The 16834-nt window shown below is 63.5% G+C and carries 15 protein-coding genes and 1 riboswitch; of the genes, 8 read left to right on the top strand and 7 right to left on the bottom strand.

Features of this window, described 5'->3' with window-relative positions; all coding sequences use genetic code 11:
• Positions 1-19: 19 nt before the first annotated feature.
• Positions 20-1513 (bottom strand): SIR2 family protein, encoded by a 1494-nt coding sequence (locus ACOACQ_RS19090; RefSeq protein WP_378596064.1) that lies wholly within the window; start codon positions 1511-1513, stop codon positions 20-22.
• A gap of 132 nt (positions 1514-1645) precedes the next feature.
• Between ACOACQ_RS19090 and ACOACQ_RS19095 the strand changes: the two genes are divergently transcribed.
• Positions 1646-2656, top strand: a complete 1011-nt coding sequence (locus ACOACQ_RS19095) for an NYN domain-containing protein (protein ID WP_378596065.1) — start codon at positions 1646-1648, stop codon at positions 2654-2656.
• A 305-nt stretch (positions 2657-2961) separates the two neighbouring features.
• Positions 2962-3510, top strand: coding sequence for a hypothetical protein (locus tag ACOACQ_RS19100; protein ID WP_378596066.1), 549 nt, complete (start codon positions 2962-2964; stop codon positions 3508-3510).
• 119 nt (positions 3511-3629) lie between these two features.
• Here the strand turns inward: ACOACQ_RS19100 and ACOACQ_RS19105 are convergent, their stop codons facing one another.
• Both ACOACQ_RS19105 and ACOACQ_RS19110 read right to left on the bottom strand, forming a co-directional pair.
• A complete protein-coding gene (locus tag ACOACQ_RS19105; RefSeq protein ID WP_420289046.1) occupies positions 3630-5399 on the bottom strand; it encodes an ADP-ribosylglycohydrolase family protein in 1770 nt (589 codons plus the stop codon).
• Positions 5399-6364, bottom strand: coding sequence for a T3SS (YopN, CesT) and YbjN peptide-binding chaperone 1 (locus tag ACOACQ_RS19110; protein WP_420289047.1), 966 nt, complete (start codon positions 6362-6364; stop codon positions 5399-5401). Before ACOACQ_RS19110 ends, ACOACQ_RS19105 begins: the two co-directional genes overlap by 1 nt.
• 263 nt (positions 6365-6627) lie before the next feature.
• Here ACOACQ_RS19110 and ACOACQ_RS19115 point away from each other — a divergent pair, with 263 nt between their 5' ends.
• On the top strand, positions 6628-7128 hold the full coding sequence (locus tag ACOACQ_RS19115; RefSeq protein WP_420289048.1) for an NrtR DNA-binding winged helix domain-containing protein: 501 nt from the start codon (positions 6628-6630) through the stop codon (positions 7126-7128).
• Here the strand turns inward: ACOACQ_RS19115 and ACOACQ_RS19120 are convergent.
• Both ACOACQ_RS19120 and ACOACQ_RS19125 read right to left on the bottom strand, forming a co-directional pair.
• On the bottom strand, positions 7110-9131 hold the full coding sequence (locus ACOACQ_RS19120) for a hypothetical protein (RefSeq protein ID WP_378606038.1): 2022 nt from the start codon (positions 9129-9131) through the stop codon (positions 7110-7112). The genes ACOACQ_RS19115 and ACOACQ_RS19120 overlap by 19 nt on opposite strands.
• A gap of 124 nt (positions 9132-9255) precedes the next feature.
• On the bottom strand, positions 9256-10029 hold the full coding sequence (locus ACOACQ_RS19125; protein ID WP_420289049.1) for an N-formylglutamate amidohydrolase: 774 nt from the start codon (positions 10027-10029) through the stop codon (positions 9256-9258).
• On the opposite strand from ACOACQ_RS19125, the gene ACOACQ_RS19130 reads away from it, so the two are divergent.
• Both ACOACQ_RS19130 and ACOACQ_RS19135 read left to right on the top strand, forming a co-directional pair.
• Entirely contained in the window at positions 10000-11844 is a 1845-nt protein-coding gene (locus tag ACOACQ_RS19130) for an AAA family ATPase (protein WP_420289050.1), read from the top strand. The two genes, ACOACQ_RS19125 and ACOACQ_RS19130, sit on opposite strands and share 30 nt — an antisense overlap.
• Positions 11845-12252: 408 nt before the next feature.
• The gene (locus ACOACQ_RS19135) at positions 12253-12459 is read left to right on the top strand and encodes a hypothetical protein (protein ID WP_378596024.1); all 207 of its coding nucleotides are present in this window, start codon (positions 12253-12255) and stop codon (positions 12457-12459) included.
• A 100-nt stretch (positions 12460-12559) separates the two neighbouring features.
• Here the strand turns inward: ACOACQ_RS19135 and ACOACQ_RS19140 are convergent, their stop codons facing one another.
• Positions 12560-12775, bottom strand: coding sequence for a hypothetical protein (locus ACOACQ_RS19140; RefSeq protein WP_378596025.1), 216 nt, complete (start codon positions 12773-12775; stop codon positions 12560-12562).
• 307 nt (positions 12776-13082) lie between these two features.
• Here ACOACQ_RS19140 and ACOACQ_RS19145 point away from each other — a divergent pair, with 307 nt between their 5' ends.
• Positions 13083-13718, top strand: coding sequence for an EcsC family protein (locus ACOACQ_RS19145; protein WP_420289051.1), 636 nt, complete (start codon positions 13083-13085; stop codon positions 13716-13718).
• 10 nt (positions 13719-13728) lie between these two features.
• Complete coding sequence (locus ACOACQ_RS19150) at positions 13729-14397, top strand: alpha/beta fold hydrolase (RefSeq protein ID WP_420289052.1); 669 nt, start codon at positions 13729-13731, stop codon at positions 14395-14397.
• A 165-nt stretch (positions 14398-14562) separates the two neighbouring features.
• Here the strand turns inward: ACOACQ_RS19150 and ACOACQ_RS19155 are convergent, their stop codons facing one another.
• Complete coding sequence (locus tag ACOACQ_RS19155; protein WP_378599521.1) at positions 14563-16050, bottom strand: hypothetical protein; 1488 nt, start codon at positions 16048-16050, stop codon at positions 14563-14565.
• A 197-nt stretch (positions 16051-16247) separates the two neighbouring features.
• Here ACOACQ_RS19155 and ACOACQ_RS19160 point away from each other — a divergent pair, with 197 nt between their 5' ends.
• Positions 16248-16571 (top strand): nuclear transport factor 2 family protein, encoded by a 324-nt coding sequence (locus ACOACQ_RS19160; protein WP_420289053.1) that lies wholly within the window; start codon positions 16248-16250, stop codon positions 16569-16571.
• Between the two features lie 108 nt (positions 16572-16679).
• Positions 16680-16790: riboswitch (guanidine-I (ykkC/yxkD leader) on the top strand.
• Positions 16791-16834 lie beyond the last annotated feature (44 nt).

Below are 16834 nucleotides of genomic sequence, written 5' to 3' on the forward strand. Positions count from 1 at the left end.
GCGAATCCACCCGTTGAGATTACTTGCCCGACTCGGCCCCCAGGTCCACGAGCAGTTCACGCAACGGCGCCCAAGTCTTCGAATCATATGGAATCGTGCGGAACAGTTGCCGCGCCAACGAGGCGCGCTTACGGCTGTTGTCCGAATTCAGCAGGTCTTCAAACCGCTGGTCGAGAAGCCACGACGAGTTGGAGCTCGCAGCAGCCGCTACAGCGTCGAGGAAGATCTCGAGCCCTCGCGCTCTCTCGACCACATCTCCGCCAGGCAGGGTGATCCAGTCGAGTTGGCCGCTCCAGAGCTCCTCGCGTAGAGGATCACCGTCGAGATCAAGCAGCGTGCCGAACCGTCCCTCGAGACCGTGGGTCTCGCGATACGCCTGCACCTCGTGGGCCAGCCGTACGACGTTGTCGTCGTTCAGGGAGGCCCCGACGACCAAGAGATGTCGGGTCATGAGCAACGACTGGAGCAGTGCACCGGCCGGTCGTACGTTCGCGTCAAACTGCACGAAATGACGGCGAGTGAGAACGATCTTGTCCGCGTGCATGATGTCGCCGTGCATCTTGAGGATCCACGGACGGTCTCGACGGCTCGTTTCCCACGGAAGGATCGCGATGGGCTCGTCATCGACAGCCATCACTGCGGTCTCGAAGAGCCGGTCGTAGTTCGTCGTGACGATCTCCTTGGTCTCCAGGCTCGCCAGGAGAGCATGTCCGAGGCTGGGCCGCTTGACTGCGGAAGTGATCTCGGCGACCCGCTGACCAAGCTCCCCTGGCTCCGAACGCAGTTCGATGAGCTGGGCCTGGTCGAGGGCTGACAACGAGGACTCCTTGAGCCCCAGCCTCCCATTCGAGAGCAGGCCAATCAGTTCGTCCCATGTCGGAAGACCAGCCGGCAGGCTCACGCCGGCCCCGAGGAAGAGCGCGAGCTCGCCGCTTCGGGCGAGTGCCCCGATCCGCCTGGCCTCATCCTGCAGGTGCGGCGAAAGGTCCCACCCCGCGGGCGTCCGCAGTTGCGTCCGCAGATATTGCGCGGCACCGTAGACGGCGCGATCAGGTGTGACGACCGCGATGTCGATGTCATGTTGCCGGGCAAGCTGCACGCAGACCTCAAGCTGCCCCTTCAACACCTCTCCCCGGCGCTCCCCCAGGCCGCCGCCCTCGATACCGATGACGGGAACCGCCACGAGCAACTTCTCGCGGTTCGCACCGGCCCGTACTCCCAGCGCGGCGATCTCCTCGATGGTCGCGGAGAGCCGGCTGTGGATCTCCTCGAGCCGGCTCCGCTTGGCTGCTCCAACACTGACGAACCAGAGCCGCTCGTCTACCGGACTGGGGCCGTAGCCCTTCTCGGCCAACTGGACGGGTCGATGCCGATCGACAGCGGCACCGCTGCTGCCGAGGAGGTCGAGCCAGTACTCACGGATCCTGAACGCACCGGACGTCGACACGACCGCCACGTCATGCACCACCGACTCGATCCGACCCAGCACCACGAAGACATGACCACCGCTCATCACTCAGTCCTCCAGTCCGAGCCAGCACGGCGAGCACCGCCGCGAGGTCCATCGTGGTGGACAGCGGACCCCGATTGCCATGTTGTCGTCGAAGCACGTGATTCGGTCGGACGTGGCTGACATGGTGTGGCCATGCGATCCACCTGCTCCGTGTACGTCGACGTCGGCTACCTGCTCGCGTCGGCTGCCACTCGCGTGACCGGTACCTCGCTACGTGCGAGCATCCACGTCGAGTTCTCGAAGCTCGTAGAATCACTCGTCGCCGAAGCCGAGAAGAAGTCCGGGCTGCCAGTGTTGCGGGTGCACTGGTACGACTCCGCCAAGAACGGCGTACCGGATGTCCAGCAAGAGCGCATCGGCGAACTCGCCAAGGTGAAGCTGCGACTCGGGCGCTTCGGCGTCGACGGGCAACAGAAGGGCGTGGATCTCAGGATCGGCCTGGACCTCGTCGCTCATGCGCGCAACGGCGCTGCGGATGTCTTCTTCCTCGTGACCGGCGACGACGACCTGACCGAAGCCGTCGAGGAAGCACAGGTTCACGGAGTCCAGGTGGTGGTCGTCGCGGTTCCCAACGCCGACGGCAAGCCGCATGGAGTCAGCCGTCACCTCGTGCGCGCGGCAGACGAGCTCGACGTGTTGTCGGGCGAACTGATCGACAATGCGGTGATGAAGGTCGAGGTGCCCCGCCCGGTCATTCCAGTTCCGGTGCCCGCTCCACCTGTGACCTCTGCAGCAGCGGCAGCACCCGCGGCAACGAAAGGCACCGCCGCAGCGCCCTCACCGCTCGACGTAGCGAGCATCGCGCGCCACCCAACGACAGCGCCGATCGCACCGTCCGCCGTACTCGCCTACAGCGCTCAGACCGGTGGACGTTCGCAACTCATGCCCGGCTACGACGACGACCTCGAGGACTACGACGAACAGATCGACGGGGTCGCCAGCCGCGTGCTGACCGCCTTCCGACGCAGTGCATCGACCGCTGACGTCCTCGACCTGCGGCGAGGCAAGCCGTCCATCCCGCGGGACATCGACCGTGCCCTACTTCTCGACGCGTCGGATGCGCTCGGGATGTACGACGTCAGTGAGCACATCCGGTACCGCCTTCGAGAGCGGTTCTGGCAGCAACTCGATCTTCAACCCTGAGGTTGTTTACGTCTGGAATCAGGGCACCGCCAGTCCGTCCGGGCAACTCGGCTCCGGCTGCCCGGGCTTCCAGCAACTAGAACTGCGTTTGGAGTCCACCGGCGTCCTCGTCGCGCCAGTGGAGTCCGACCTCCGACGCGACTTTCTTGACCCGGAGGCCGCGCGGTCCGAACAGATGCTCATGGATGATCGGAGGTAGTCCGTGACGCCGAGTCCGCCGTACGCGACGCGAGGATCGTCGCTTTCAACCCAGCGACCCACGCAACAGTGCAAACTGTCCTCAGTCACCCGACACAAGGAATCCCATGGCATTTCAGGTCTGCCCGCAGCACTCCTTCGAGGAGGTCCACGGGGTCTGGATCAGCGACGAGGTCGGCACCGAGTTCGTCTGTCATCGGATCGACCACGTGGTGCCCGGTCCCTTCTCGTGGATCAACTCCCCGCCGCCACCGCCAGGTACCGATCTCAGCGGGATCGCTGAGGAACTTGGCCTCGGCGTCGAGATACCGGCTGTCCTGCATCAGTTCGTCGGGACGTGGATCGAGTACGGCGTCTTCGAGCGCGCCTATGCGCTGGCGAACCCCAAGGACTGGGCATTCCTCATCGACCGTTACGGACACACCGCACTCGCCCCCAAGCGCTACACCGTGTCGGCGTTCCTCGCCGCAACACTCGGCAACCTCGATCGTGCGGGCGTGGTGAAGTACCACTCCGGTCCCGCGACAGGGCACTGGTCCTACAACGGCACGATCTCCTACTGGTCTCTTCTACCCACCCCCGATTGGGAGAACCGACTCTCCTGGGCGGACTCAGGGCAGCCGGTTGACTACGTGCCGGGCAAGGCCACGGACTAACGACCTTCCGCAAGTCCGCCAACCCGTCACCGACTGGTCGTGCCACGAACGAGTCCGATGCGCTGCCTGAAGTAGACAAGGGGATCTAACTCCTCGAGCAGGGGACCGAGAAATTGCAGTTAGGAGTCGTCTGATGCCGCCTCCCACATCTCGAGAACCTGATCCTCGAGGTCATTGACGTACTCCCAGAACGTTTCCTCGGTCATCGGGAACTCGAGCACGAAAGCCTGCATCCCGTGGGGGTGGCTCATGCCGAGGACAATCCCGTCGTCCTCGAACATGTATACGTCGAAGTCGATGTCGGCGCGGTCGGCGATGCAGCCTCCGAGATCGTCCAGACCAGACGACTCGAAGTACTTCAAGACTTCGGTGATGTCGGCGAACACCAACCCACTCGCGCCGTCGGCGCCTCCCGCCGGTCCAGCCGTTCCACCGAACCCGAACGCGTCCCTGGCATTGAGCAGAGCCTGGAAACCCTGGTTCGGGGCGGCAGCCGGCAGTGCACCGCACACCCGCTCCGTCGCCTCGGCCACCGGAACTCCGCGCAACATTGCGTAGGCGATTCCGACCGTGGGCGTGCGGCTCTGAGCGGCCACGCAGTGCAGGAGGACCACGTGGCCCTCGTCGCGCAACGTCGCGATCGTCCGAGCGGCATCCGCCAGCACGAAGGGCAGATTGATGTTCTCCGACCGGCCCGCCTTGTCGATGAGACGGAACACGACGTGCTCGACACCGGGCCGCACCTGTTCGCTCCCGACCAGGCAGAGGCTGACCACCGCGGTGACCTCCTTCGGCAGGTCGTCGAGGACGCCCGCGTCGCCGAGCCACACACCGTCGTCGTATGGGTGCTGCACGAACGTCCGGTTGATTCCGTACGACGAGTAGTCGATGCGCGACGCGACGGGCCAGTCGTAGATGCCGGGTCCCTTGTTGGCGGCCAGGTAGGCGAGCTCGACGAGTCGTTCGCCGCGCAATCCCGGGTAGCCGTGCACAACCCGGCGCCACTCGGCAGGGACCGCGGAGGCTCCCCACCGGGCACCGAGCAGCGCGCCGGCAATGGCCGCGACGGTGTCGGTGTCGTCGCCGATCGCGATCGCGGTGGCGAGCGCGTCGCCGAACTGCCGGCACTCGGAAGCGCCGGTTGGCACGGGCGTGTGGACGATGGCCGACCAGGCTGCCTGGAATGCCGCAACGACCCAGCCGTTCGGGTTGAAGTGCCCGGGCTGGCGCGTCTCAGCCTCGTCGATCCGCTTCGACCAGTACGCCGCGGCCTCGTCATCGAGCAGGTCGAGACCGGCCCGAACATCGAGCTCGCCGAACAGGACGGCGTGCCGGATTGCCAGCGACCAGAGTACGCACGCCTCTCCCGCCCGGGGGTCGTAGTGCGTCAGTGCACTCACCTTGCGCGCGGCGTCGGCCACCGCGTCGGGGTCGTCGAGGTGCGGTAGCGCGACGGCGGCGGTCCGCATCAGCGAGCCGTTGCCCGCAGTGTGACCGGTGCGCTGGTGCAGGTCGTATGACGTCGCGAGCATCGTTGCACTCGTTGGCTCTGCTCCGACCTCGCGTAGGACGCGGCTCGTCTGGATGCCGATGTCGGAGGGACCCGTGTCATACCAGTCACGGAACCGACGGGCGATCTGCGTGAGTGCCTCGTCGGTTCGCAGGTCGGCGCCGGACGCAGCGACGTCGGCGATGCACCACGCCATGGTCGTGTCGTCAGTCCACTCCCCCGGCGCGAAGTTGCCCAGGCCGCCGCCGATCATCGACGGTCCGTCGGGGCCCAGCCGAGCACTGCCGAACTCGTAGCCGGCGCCGAGTGCGTCGCCGACCGCCGATCCGAGGAGTGCGCCGCAAGCGCGGTCGAGCTGTGCTGAGGTGAGCTTGTCCATCAGGCAGTCCTTCCACCGACCCGGAGGGCCAGATCGTCGCGGGTCGTGGTCATCGCCGTCAGGAAGACATCGAGCATGGCATCGAGGTGGACAGGGACAAAGGGGAATCCTGGAACGAGAAGCCGCTGCCACACGGCTCGCTCGCGGAGTTCCCACTTCGCCCAGGCGTGGTCGCGGTTGAGGATGCCGATCTCCACGGCCGTGCCGCGGCGCGACCGCACCTCGTGCACGACCCTCGCCATGATCTCGATTGCAGGCTGGTCGGCCCGCACGCGCACCCAGACCCTCTGGTCCATGTGCCCGAGGACGTAGTCACCGTCTTCGTCGATGACCGGCTCACCGTCGTACTTGTCCCGGATCACGCTGCCGACCAGTTGGACCAACTTCTCCCGGGTCTTCGGCTTGTACGCCGTCTTCTGGCGCCGGCGGTAGTCCGAATTGGCTGGAGGAGGGATGACGTCGGCAGGCACCTCGTCACTCGGGGACAACCCGAGCCCGCCGACGCTCGCGGCGGCGGGCCCCCATGCCTGGCAGGTCAACAGGTGCGGGTGTGGGATCCCGAACACGTCGCGCAGCGCGAACACGACCTGGCTCGCGAGGGCGACGGCCTCGCCGACCGGCCGATCCGAGGCCCAGTTCAACGGGTCTCCGGCGTGGTCGTGCTGAAGCGTGAAGCCGGCGTCCTCGAGCAGCAGCCGACCGCGCTCGTCGAGCAGGAAGGAGCGGCCGAGGTAGGTGTTGCTGCTGATCTCGCCGCGGAGCATGGTTCCGCTGCCGAACCCGGCGAACTGGGCGTACGGCGCTGTTCCGCTCTCGTCGTCGCCGGGCAGTTCGAGGATCAGGTGGTCGCGGCCGTCCGGGTCGAGCATGTTGGCGACGTAGCCCGCCAGCAGGCTCTCGAACTCCGACCAGTCGTCGAAGCAAGTCTCGTCGGCGGGCGCTCCGCCGTGGCTGTCGTTCGTCATCGCAGCCTCCTTTAGCATGTCGTTGTCGCTATGCATTAGCACGCCAATCGCGCTAATCTGCGGGAATGGCTTCACCTCGTGGACTTGAGTCCTATCCCCGCCCCGGTGTCACCGTCGATCTCGCTGTGCTCACCGTAACGGGAGCCTCCGACACAACCCCCGAACTGAAAGTCCTCGTCCAGGACCGCGCCGAACCATCCGGCCGCGCCTTGCCCGGAGGCTTCATCCGTGAACGCTGGACCGTCGCTCAGACCGTCGAAGACGTGTTGCGCCGCAAGGTCGGCGTCGAGCCCACCGACGACGTACGACCCCGACTGCTGCGGCTCTTCGACGATCCCTCCCGCGATGACCGCACCTGGGTGATCTCAGCAGGGCACTCCCTGTCGGTCCACGAGAGCGTGCTCATCGACGCTCACGGTGACCTCGTCGACGTCAGGCCCGCAGGAGAACTAGCCGAACCCGGGCCCCTGCTCTTCGACCACGACGAGATCGTCTCCACCGCGGTGCGGGCGTTGCGGGAGCGCTACGAGATCCGCTTCCGGTACGTCGACATCCACCCTGACCCCGACGGGTTCCTCCCCGAGCCCTTCACGCTCCACCAACTCCGCAAGGTCCACGAGGCCGTGGTGGGCGACGAACTCCACAAGGACAACTTCAACCGGCGGATGAAGCCGATGCTCGAGCCAGTGCTTCGCAAGGGCGAGCCGGTTCTCGCGACCAACCTGCGGGGCCGGCCGGCCGCGCTCTACCGGCGGACTGGCTGAAGTGCGACCGATGTGATCTTGATCGGCTCACCTTCCAGAGCGGCAAGTGCCGGGTTATCGGCGCTGACAAGCACGTCGAAGCTCCACTGGTCGACGGTGCGCGTCGACCGATCGCTGTTGACCTCAATCGCCCCATACGTGCCGTCCTGCTTTCGAAAGACGCCATCGTAGAACCGTGGGCTTGCGGACCCATCAACTCGCGCCAGCACCCCAGCCCGGACAACGTCGACATCATTCTGCTCTTCGAAGTCGCGTATCCCCTGCTCCTCCTGGGTCTGGTCGACGAGATCGCAAAGGGTCGACACGCAGAACCAGCGTTGCTCCGCAAGAGTGTCCGACGAGTCCGGGAGGCCACGCTCGACTGTTTCCCGATCAGGCCCACTGAGAAGCGTGAGGTCCTTGTGGACGGATGAAACCTCGTACCTCGTCGAGCCGTATTTGTAGATCACACGCTCCACGGGTACCGCCAATGCCGCAAGGAAAGCGTGGCCGTCAACAAAGTCAAAGGTTCCGTCACCGGTGGGCGTACCCGCGGAAAGAAGCTTCCCACCGTCACTGCTGTCGCTGACGGCACGACCTTCTCGGTCAACCCTCTTGCGGCCAGCCTTGACTCCGGCCTTGGCGCCAGCCTTCGCACCGGCCTTGGCACCGGCCTTGGCGCCACCTTTGGTACCAACCTTGGCGATTTTGGCGGCCGTTACGGCATGCCCGACGAAGGGCGCCATGGCCGACAAGGAAAGACCAGCATTGCTCCAGTCGCCCTCAATGCCGAACCAGACCGCGTTGATCCCGTCGGCTGTGTCGCCGACGAGCGGAAGCAGACCAACGATGTCGAGCGCAGAGTGACCCCAGCTTGCGATCGCGTGGCCGACCTCCTCGTACCAATGGTCAGGGTCCTGCCTTGCCTCGTCAGACTCCGCAGCCTCTCGTGCGGCTTGAAGGATACGAAGGTCACCCGCCGGCCCGATTGCGCCCTCGGCGTAGGAACCTCCCGTGGCTTGAATCGCAGACATCAGGGCCGTGTAGCCAGCTGTGACTCCCGAGGTATCACCACCGCCGAGCGAGGTCGCGTAGACGTGTTCAAAGAAGACGTAGGCCGAGAATGTGCCAACGGAGCGGTCACCATCTTGACCCAAGCTCAATGTCTTGGTGCCGTCCTGGAATCCGGCAAAAGCCCACCCGGCGGCTTCGGGATTGGCGGTCAACGCGGCCAACAAGGCGACCATGCCATCCGTGAGATAGGTACCGTCGGGGCTCGGAGCGTACTTCCCGCCCTTCTCCGTTCGCCCGGGCCACGGACCGGCATCCGGCGCCGGGATGGCGCCCGGAAAGCTTGGGAGCTGATTGTCCGGCTCATGCTCCCAATCCCAATAGGCCTTCGTCATCACCATCAGGAACTCCGTCGACCACCAGCCACGGGAGAGCACCAGGAGCAGGTTCTGCTTGTTGGCCACATCCTGAGCCACACGCTCGGCATTGCCAGAGGTGTCGGGGTACAGGCGTTCAGGCGTTGTCGTGGCCAAAGCAAAGTTGTCGGTCCATGACTCAGGGAGGGCCAGGTCACCCGTTCCATGAGTGGCCAGCGACAGAACGGCTGCAAGGTCCGCCAGCGCGCGCTCGTAAGTGGTTGCGTCCGAGTTCGCAGCGTCGTCATCGGCCACCAGGTCCGAGTCGTCCGCTGACGCGAGAATGTCGCCGAGGTCCCGAGGCGTGGCTCGCTTCGCGAAGTAGTAGGCAAACTCTGGATCAGCTCGGCGATCGCGCAGGTGCCGATCCAACTCGCCCAAGTCCCCGTTACGCAAAGCAGTGATGGCAGCGTTCGCGTCATCCCGGGCTTGCCTGGTTTCCAGGTACGGCAGACCCCAGACCTTGAGTCCCAAGCCAGCGACGAGCGCCAGCACGAGAAGTACCCCGAGCGAGCCGAGCAGTCGCCTATGGCGGCGCACGAATCGATACGACTCAGACTCGTCCGACCCCAACGTGTCTCCGGCCTGCGCTGACATGGTTCCCCCACAGATGTTCAACCGAGATGACCGCTGCTGGCGTAGGCCGACCGCGAGCCGACAGGCTACCGGCGATCTCCGACCGAAACGCGCGATTCTGTCCGCACACTCGAACAGGCTCCCGTCACGCATCGATGGTCGAAACGAGCACCCCAACACCGTGGACGAGTGCGTCCAAGCGGTGCGCAACGACATCCCGCCGAATCTCCAGCATCACTGCCCGGACCGCGTCGTTCGTGCCGTACTGCTCCAGAGGCACGTAGCAACCCCAGAACGGCGAGTTGAGGCCGACGTCGCCGGTGGGCGCAGTCGCCCGCATGGCGTCGAGCACTTGGTCGCGAAGATCGTCCGGCGTGTGGATGGCATCGGTGCCAACACAGATCTCCGGGCGCGGTCCGTCGGCGTGCAGTTCGTAGCGGTTCGGCACTAGCGGATAGGAATGGACGTCGATGATTGTCACCCGCCCATGTGCGGCCAACCGGTCGCGGACGAGTTGCGAAATCCCGTCGGCGTACGGGATGTAGAACTCATCGATCAGAGCCTGCCGTTGCTCTGGAGTGGGCGTACGGAGCACAGCGCCGGTCGTCGTACGTTCGTAGACCGCGCCCATCCCGACCTCGTTGAACTCCTCGCGCTCGTCGGGGAACCGCTCCGGGTCGACCACCAGCCGCGAGGCGCGGTTGACGAAGATCCACGGCCGCACGACGGCAGCGGCCGCGGCTCCCTCGGCGATCAGGTGCGTGTCGGCGTCGGTGATCGCGGCCAGTTCGACCGCAAGAGAATCGTCGTCGAGGACGATGCCGGCACGAACGGGTGCGGGGATCGAAGTCGACGAGTGGGGCACATGCAGGATCACCGTGGAGTCGACATGACCCGGGACGACTTCGAACGGGCTCATGACGGGAACCTAGGGCGGGGGCCCGACGCAAACCGCTGGCGGACAACGTGCGTCAGACCGCCCAGTAGCGGCGCGGTCCGCAGCGCGCGCTCGGTGGCGAGACGCGCGTCGACCTTGGAAAGGTCAGACACCTCTCAACCGCCATGGCACCTTGGTAACCCAGACCACTTCACCAGGAACGAGCCGACCGTGCGCCTTAAGAGTCTTCACTTCGTGAAGTTCAAGAGATTTACTGACCTGAGCATCGAGGCTTTGCCAGCATCAGCCAAGCTAATTGTGCTTGCCGGACCGAACGGCTCCGGCAAGTCCTCGATGTTTGATGGGCTCAAGACTTGGCACTGGGCAAACGGCGGGGCTGGCCACGGGTGGGACGAGAGCTATGGTGCAAAGGCCGGGACTGAGTCAATAAGTTGGCCAGAGCACGTGACGCTAGAGTTTCACGAACCAGTTCCCGCTGGCCCAGAAGACCGCAAGAAACTCGTCTACGTTCGAAGCGCATTCCGCAACGAGGCGGACTTCAATATTCCCGGCATCAATCGGATGGCATCTCCGCTTGACCAGCCTCGAGTGACGCGCCTTATTGATACCGACGCAAGTGTCTCAGATAACTACCAGCGACTGATTTTACAGACTCTAGAGGGAGTGTACAGCGATACCCTCCCCGATCAGATGACCAGACTTGAACTCAGAGATCGCATCATCGGAAAAGTTCGAGGATCAATGTCGAAGGTTTTCCCCGATCTCCAACTTGACGGAGTCGGCGGAGTAGCGGGCACCGCCGACTCGGTCGGGACATTCTACTTTTCGAAGGGTTCGTCTCGCCGATTCTTATACAAGAACCTTTCCGCGGGCGAGAAGGCGACCTTCGACCTAATCCTCGACGCGGTGGTAAAGGGCGAGTATTTCGACAACTCAATCTGGTGCATTGACGAACCAGAGACCCATCTGAATACGCGGATCCAAGGCGCGCTTCTTGAAACGCTGGTGGAGTTATTGCCCGCCGATTCTCAGATGGTCGTCGCGAGCCACAGCATCGGGTTCATGCGCAAGGCGTGGGAGATGACCAAGACATCACCTGGGAGCGTGTGCTTCATCGACCTACAGGGTGTGGACTTTGATTCGGCAGCCACCATTCACCCGGTTGTTCCATCGCGGGAGTTCTGGGCGAGGACGCTTGACGTCGCGCTTGGAGACCTCGCACAGTTAATGGCGCCTGAACGGATCGTTCTCTGCGAGGGGCGGCCCGCCAAGAACAATAACGACAAGAGAGCGGAGTTTGACGCCAGTTGCTATCGACAGATCTTTTCCAAGGAGTTTCCCGACACTGATTTTCTGTCGGTCGGCAATAGCAACGATGTTCGCGATGGCACACTTGAGGCCGGCCGGGCGATACAAACCATCGCTTCCGGCACCACCATCTTGCGCGTCGTCGACCGAGATCTCTTGAATGCCGCCGAAGTCTCCGACCTTGCGGCCACGGGAATCAGAGTCCTCAGCCGGCGCAATATCGAAGCATTCCTCTTGGACGATGAAATCTTGACAGCGCTTTGCGAGCAGAATGAGCGGCCAGATGCGGTCGAACAGGTCAAGCAAATCAAGGCTGACGCATTGCAGGCGAGCATCGAGCAGGGCCACGATCCCGACGATCTCAAGAAAGCCGCAGGACAAATTTACAACGATATCCGCCGGTTGCTCACCCTATCAGGGGCAGGAAGCGACTGGACAGCGTTCGCAAAGGCGACCCTGGCCCCGCTGTTCTCGACCGACATGAACGTGTACGCGGACCTGCGCCAGGACATTTTCGGGGCACCGTAACTATCGCTACACCCGTGCATTCGGCAGGTATCGAGCGCGAAGGCAGCAAGCTCCTAATGCTTGCGTCCCATCGCCGCGTTGGCCGTCAGGTAAGTGAATCCTCACGATCATCGTGTCCTAGCCCGGGCCGTCGCACTCGTCGTCTTCGCGCTCCGGCAACCGCGGCTCTTCGTTGGAGTTGTTGCAGGTCTGCGTCCGGTGTCCCAATGTCCACCCAAGCCATGTCACCGCCGCCGTCAGGCGCCCCGGGCGCGTACGCTCGGCCGCCAAGCTGTGACTTGGGCTTAGGGCAGCGCGTCGCTTCGCCGAGGCTGATCCCGAGCATCGGAGGGGTGGGTCAGGTTTAGCCCTTAGCGACTTGGCAGCGAGTTAGTGTGACGCCCACAAGTGACGAATTCGGAGGATTCGATGTTCAAAGCTGTCTTGAAATTTGCCGATGGCGAGGAAGTGGAAGATGACGAACGCTTCGAGACCGAGGAGGAAGCCGAGGAGTACGGCCTCGTCATGCTCAGCAACTACGACACAGGTGCCGAGGTGTTACACATGTCCAACCCTGGGGACTACCCACTCGACGATGCCGACACGGATCCCGACATCGTGGTCGTCGAGGTCTGAGTTGGGTCGCAAGCCCGCAGCGACAGCACGTAGGCGGGTGTGCAGTCCTGTCCGCGTGCTCAATCAGCAGCCCAGATGAGATCGCGTGCCTCGCTGCGGGTCAAAGTGTCATCGCTCCAGTAGCCACATCGCAGGGATTGGTTTCACAGTCGTCGTCATCACCTTCGATGTAGCCCGTTCCTTTGCTCATGCCATCACCGCATCCAGCGCACCAGGACCATTCGGTCTCTCCGTCTTCTGAGACCTGTACGTCAGCCATACCCTCCCCATTGCAGTCATCGCAGAGGTAGTAGTGCTCGTCGTGTTCGATCGCCATCGTGCTCCTGGGAGTGTTGGGAGCGGCAGTTCACCGCGCGTGTGCCGAGACTACGCCGCGGAAATCCGTTGGATGGAGACTCCCGAATTCCCCATCCAGGGTGCGGAGCTCGCGCGTGCGTCATTCCGCCGCCTAAGGACTCGTTGGCGGTTGCGACGTCCAACCTCAACCATCTTCGCTGAGCACCTCGGCCAAGGAGTCGGGAGCCCAGATATCTGTCGGGCCCAATGGCTATTGTTCGTCAGGCGCCGGCAGAGCGGGACGTTGCCTCGTCACTCTAGGGCCCGACAGACAAAGGGAGACCGTCGTGACAGCAGAGGACCTCGGATCTACGCTGGTAAACAAGGTGTTGAAAGTTGGCATCGACGGATTCGGACCGATCAGCGGCGCTCGTTCAATCGCGGAGGATCACCTGGCTCAGCACGGGGACCGGGCCCTGGCTATCGAACGTCTGACACGCACCCATCAGCGCATCGTGGGCGCGTCGGGATTCGCGACTGGATTGGGAGGTCTGATCACCTTGCCCGTCGCCATTCCTGCTGACGTCTCGGTCCTCTACATCCAGCAAGGACGTCTCGCTGCATCGATTGCCCACCTTCGCGGCTACAACTTGGACAGCGAAGAAGTACGGAGCGTCGTTCTACTCAGCCTGCTGGGTTCGACGGGCACTGGCGTTGCAATGAAGTTCGGCGTGGACCTGAGCAACAAGTTTGCGATGCAGGCCGTCAAGAAAATTCCTGGCCAAGTGTTCATCGAGATCAACAAGGCAGTGGGATTCCGACTCATCACCAAGGCCGGCACCAAGGGGGTCGTCAACATGACCAAACTCGTCCCCATCGCCGGTGGGATCGCCGGCGCCGGCGTAAACGTTGCCTCGACCGCGGCAGTGGCGAAGTATGCGAAATCGAACTTCCCACACACAAGCGCGGACACCGATGACTGACATTGTTCGCATGAAGCACACCCCAAGGGGTTCGATCCGCGCTGTCGCCCTGATCTTTCACGGAGGCTCGCCAGAAGAAGGCACGAGGAAAGTTGGCGAGTGGTCGGCGTCGTACAAGCGGGCCGCCTATCTACATTGGTGCATCAAGAACCAATTGGCGGATCAAGGGATTGCACTGTGGTTGACACGGTTTCGCTTCGACAACTGGGCCCACATCGGGGGCGCTCCGGGAAGCACCCAGGTCGAAGATTCGGAAGCAGCCATCAAGCAAGCATCTGTCGACCATCCGGGCGTACCCGTCGTGCTCATCGGACACTCGATGGGAGCGCGGGTCGCTGTACGCGTTGCAGGAAAACCTCACGTCGCTGGAGTCATCGGTCTAACACCGTGGTTTCCGGCCGATGAAGCCGTAGACACCCTTGCCCATCGCCACCTCGCAGTTGCAATCAACCCTGGGGATCCCCACGCTACGGCGGCCGAAGCAACGGCCTACTGTGCTCGGGCGACAACCCAAGCGATCTCGGTCGACTATCAGGAGATCGGCTCTGAAGGTCTGGGGCGCCTCGCACGGGGGTACATAGGCCACGGGATGTTGATGAACCCGAGCCGATGGCACAGGTTCGTTACGAGCCAGGTGAACCGAATGATCGCCGACCGAGACTCGCACCCCCACCCATAGCGCGACAGCAGGCACGTTCTGAAGCCTCAGGTGCCGGCACCGTGTGACGCGACAACAGCATCGGCTGAGGCGGGCATTCCGCCGTGTACCGATCGGGTCGATGCAGGTCTGGCCTGCAGGTGGATCGCGGCCTGAAATGTTCGGGTCAGATGCCGCCGGCGCCTTTCACCCGGATCTGCGTTGTAGTCCCGCAATCACGTCTGCCAACGCCGAGTACTTCGAAAGGTGTGTCGTCAGAAGCGCCAGGTTCCCGTGGCCCTTCATATAGGCCCGCACGAACGTTTGATTGGATTGCATACCTGCCTGCAAGCGTTTCGGCGCATTCTGCCGGGCACGCGCGCTGGGCTTGTAGCCGTTGGTAAACGTGCGCACATGTGCAACGACACCGTGCAGCCGCGGAGGAGCTTTCGTCCCGCTGTTCATCGAGTTGGCATGACGCACAAACGACGGCAATGGCACATACCGGGCCCCAGTTGTGACCGTTCCGGCGGCAGATCTCTGAACGGCATGCGTGCCGGAGGCGGACATCCGCAGTGATACGGAAACGTCGAGATACCAGCCAATCGCAAGTGCGAGCGCCGCTCGAACGCCCGCGACGTCAGGTCCGTAGGGCACCCCATCTAGCAGGTCGAATGCGACTAGGAGCCCCATCCCGTTGACGCCGACCCAGGCGTACATGTAGCGATCTTCATCTTGGGTTAGCAGGACCTGCACCTGACCGGCACCGCCGTCGAACCACATCGGTCGGTCAAACCACTTCGTCAGTTGACCGGAGAACGTTTGGAGCCGGAGACGCGCCTCAGTTAGTTCCTGTTGGCTATCTAAAAAGTGGAACGGACTCGCTCCAGGTTGAACGAAGTTCAGTCCCCGAGAATGGACGGCATTTAGGAGATGAGCGACGGCAGCGCCGTTGGTCTCGTCGAGGATGGCGTACACCCATGGTGCCGCTGACTCACGCCAGGTGGGTGGCGCGTCGTTCCATGCGCGAGGCCCTAGAGCCAGCCCGCTGGGATCAAGCGAGGACATCGTGTACGCGGCGGTCAGAACATCGTTTGCTCGCTGAGCAAGCTTGGTGTTCCGGCCCGAAGCAAGGGGGTAGGTCTGTGACGCCGTCAGTCTCGATGCGAACCCTTGAGGGTCATGACGGCGCATGCTTGCACCGATCGCAGCCGACACACCCATAACAGCCGGGTCATTCGTGCGGGCCGCATCCAGTGCAAAGCGACGGAACTTTCGCGAGTCCCAGTTCGCCATTGCGGCCGCCACACTCAACTTGTCCCCAACGGCGTCGGCTGCCGGCTTCCCACCAAGACGACCACACACCCTGTTTCGCTGAGATGGTGACATCTTGACGTCGGCAACAAAGCCCAACGGGTCATTGGTGACAGTCGCAGAGCTGATCAAGCCGCCGACCGCGACTGCGCCCTTTGCGCGGGCCGCGTCGAAACCAAAGTCGCTTCTCAGGACGTACCGGGCGTCAGCGAGGCTGGACGTCGTCGAACATGCCGCAAGACCCAGCATCGCGCTTGGCCCAAGTCGTTCGCCGACACGTGCACGGTCCAGGAGGGCTGGAAGCGAATTGTCTGAGCGCGCTGACCGGAGCGCAAGCAAGTCCCACGTCTGGCCATCCAATTTGATCTCGTGGTCTGACACGGACTCGACTCTATGTGCGGGATGACCTGCCGTTCAGTACTTTCGCCCGACCGCGTCCGAGTTCGCGATGTTGCTGAAACGGACGCGTACCAAATGCTGCAACCGTTCCGTCGGACTCATACGTCGTCATTGCGCCGCATCTGATCACGGGTTCCAACGCGCCGACCGATGTCGGTGCGCCTCGCTAGGTTCGGCCCATGACCACCATCCCCGATGTCATCGACCGGTACTACAAGGCCTCGGCATCCGGCGACCTCGACACCCTGCTCGCCTGCTTCCAGCCCGACGCCCATGTCCGCGACGAGAGCCACGACTACGAAGGCATCGCTGAGATCCGAGGCTGGCGCGAGGGTGTGGCGTCCCGGTTCACCTATACGTCGGAGATCACCCGGGTGGAGCCGACGGGCGATCAGGAATACGTCGTCTCCACGCACCTCGAGGGCGACTTTCCGGGCGGAGTACTCGACCTGGACCAGCGGTTCACCCTGGCCGACGGGCTCATTGCAGACCTGTCCATCTGAACCTCCGGTGCGCGCCTCACACGTGAGCGACTGGAAACAGAACCGTTACTCGACAAGCGTCGCGGTGAAACCACGGCCGTCTGAACTGTTCCCGACCCGCTGACATCGGCGGGGCGCCCCTAGGGTTCCGTCTCCGGCAACGGAGGGCCTGGTCCGAGAGGGGAGGCGGTCGCACAGGGATGTACGACCGTTCCACGGCGGGACAAAAGCCCGGGAGGCCGACTGGCCCCGAGTTGCCGTGCGCGTTCTGGGCCTACCCATCG

Source organism: Nocardioides sp. CPCC 206347, from assembly GCF_048654605.1.
Classification (GTDB): domain Bacteria; phylum Actinomycetota; class Actinomycetes; order Propionibacteriales; family Nocardioidaceae; genus Nocardioides.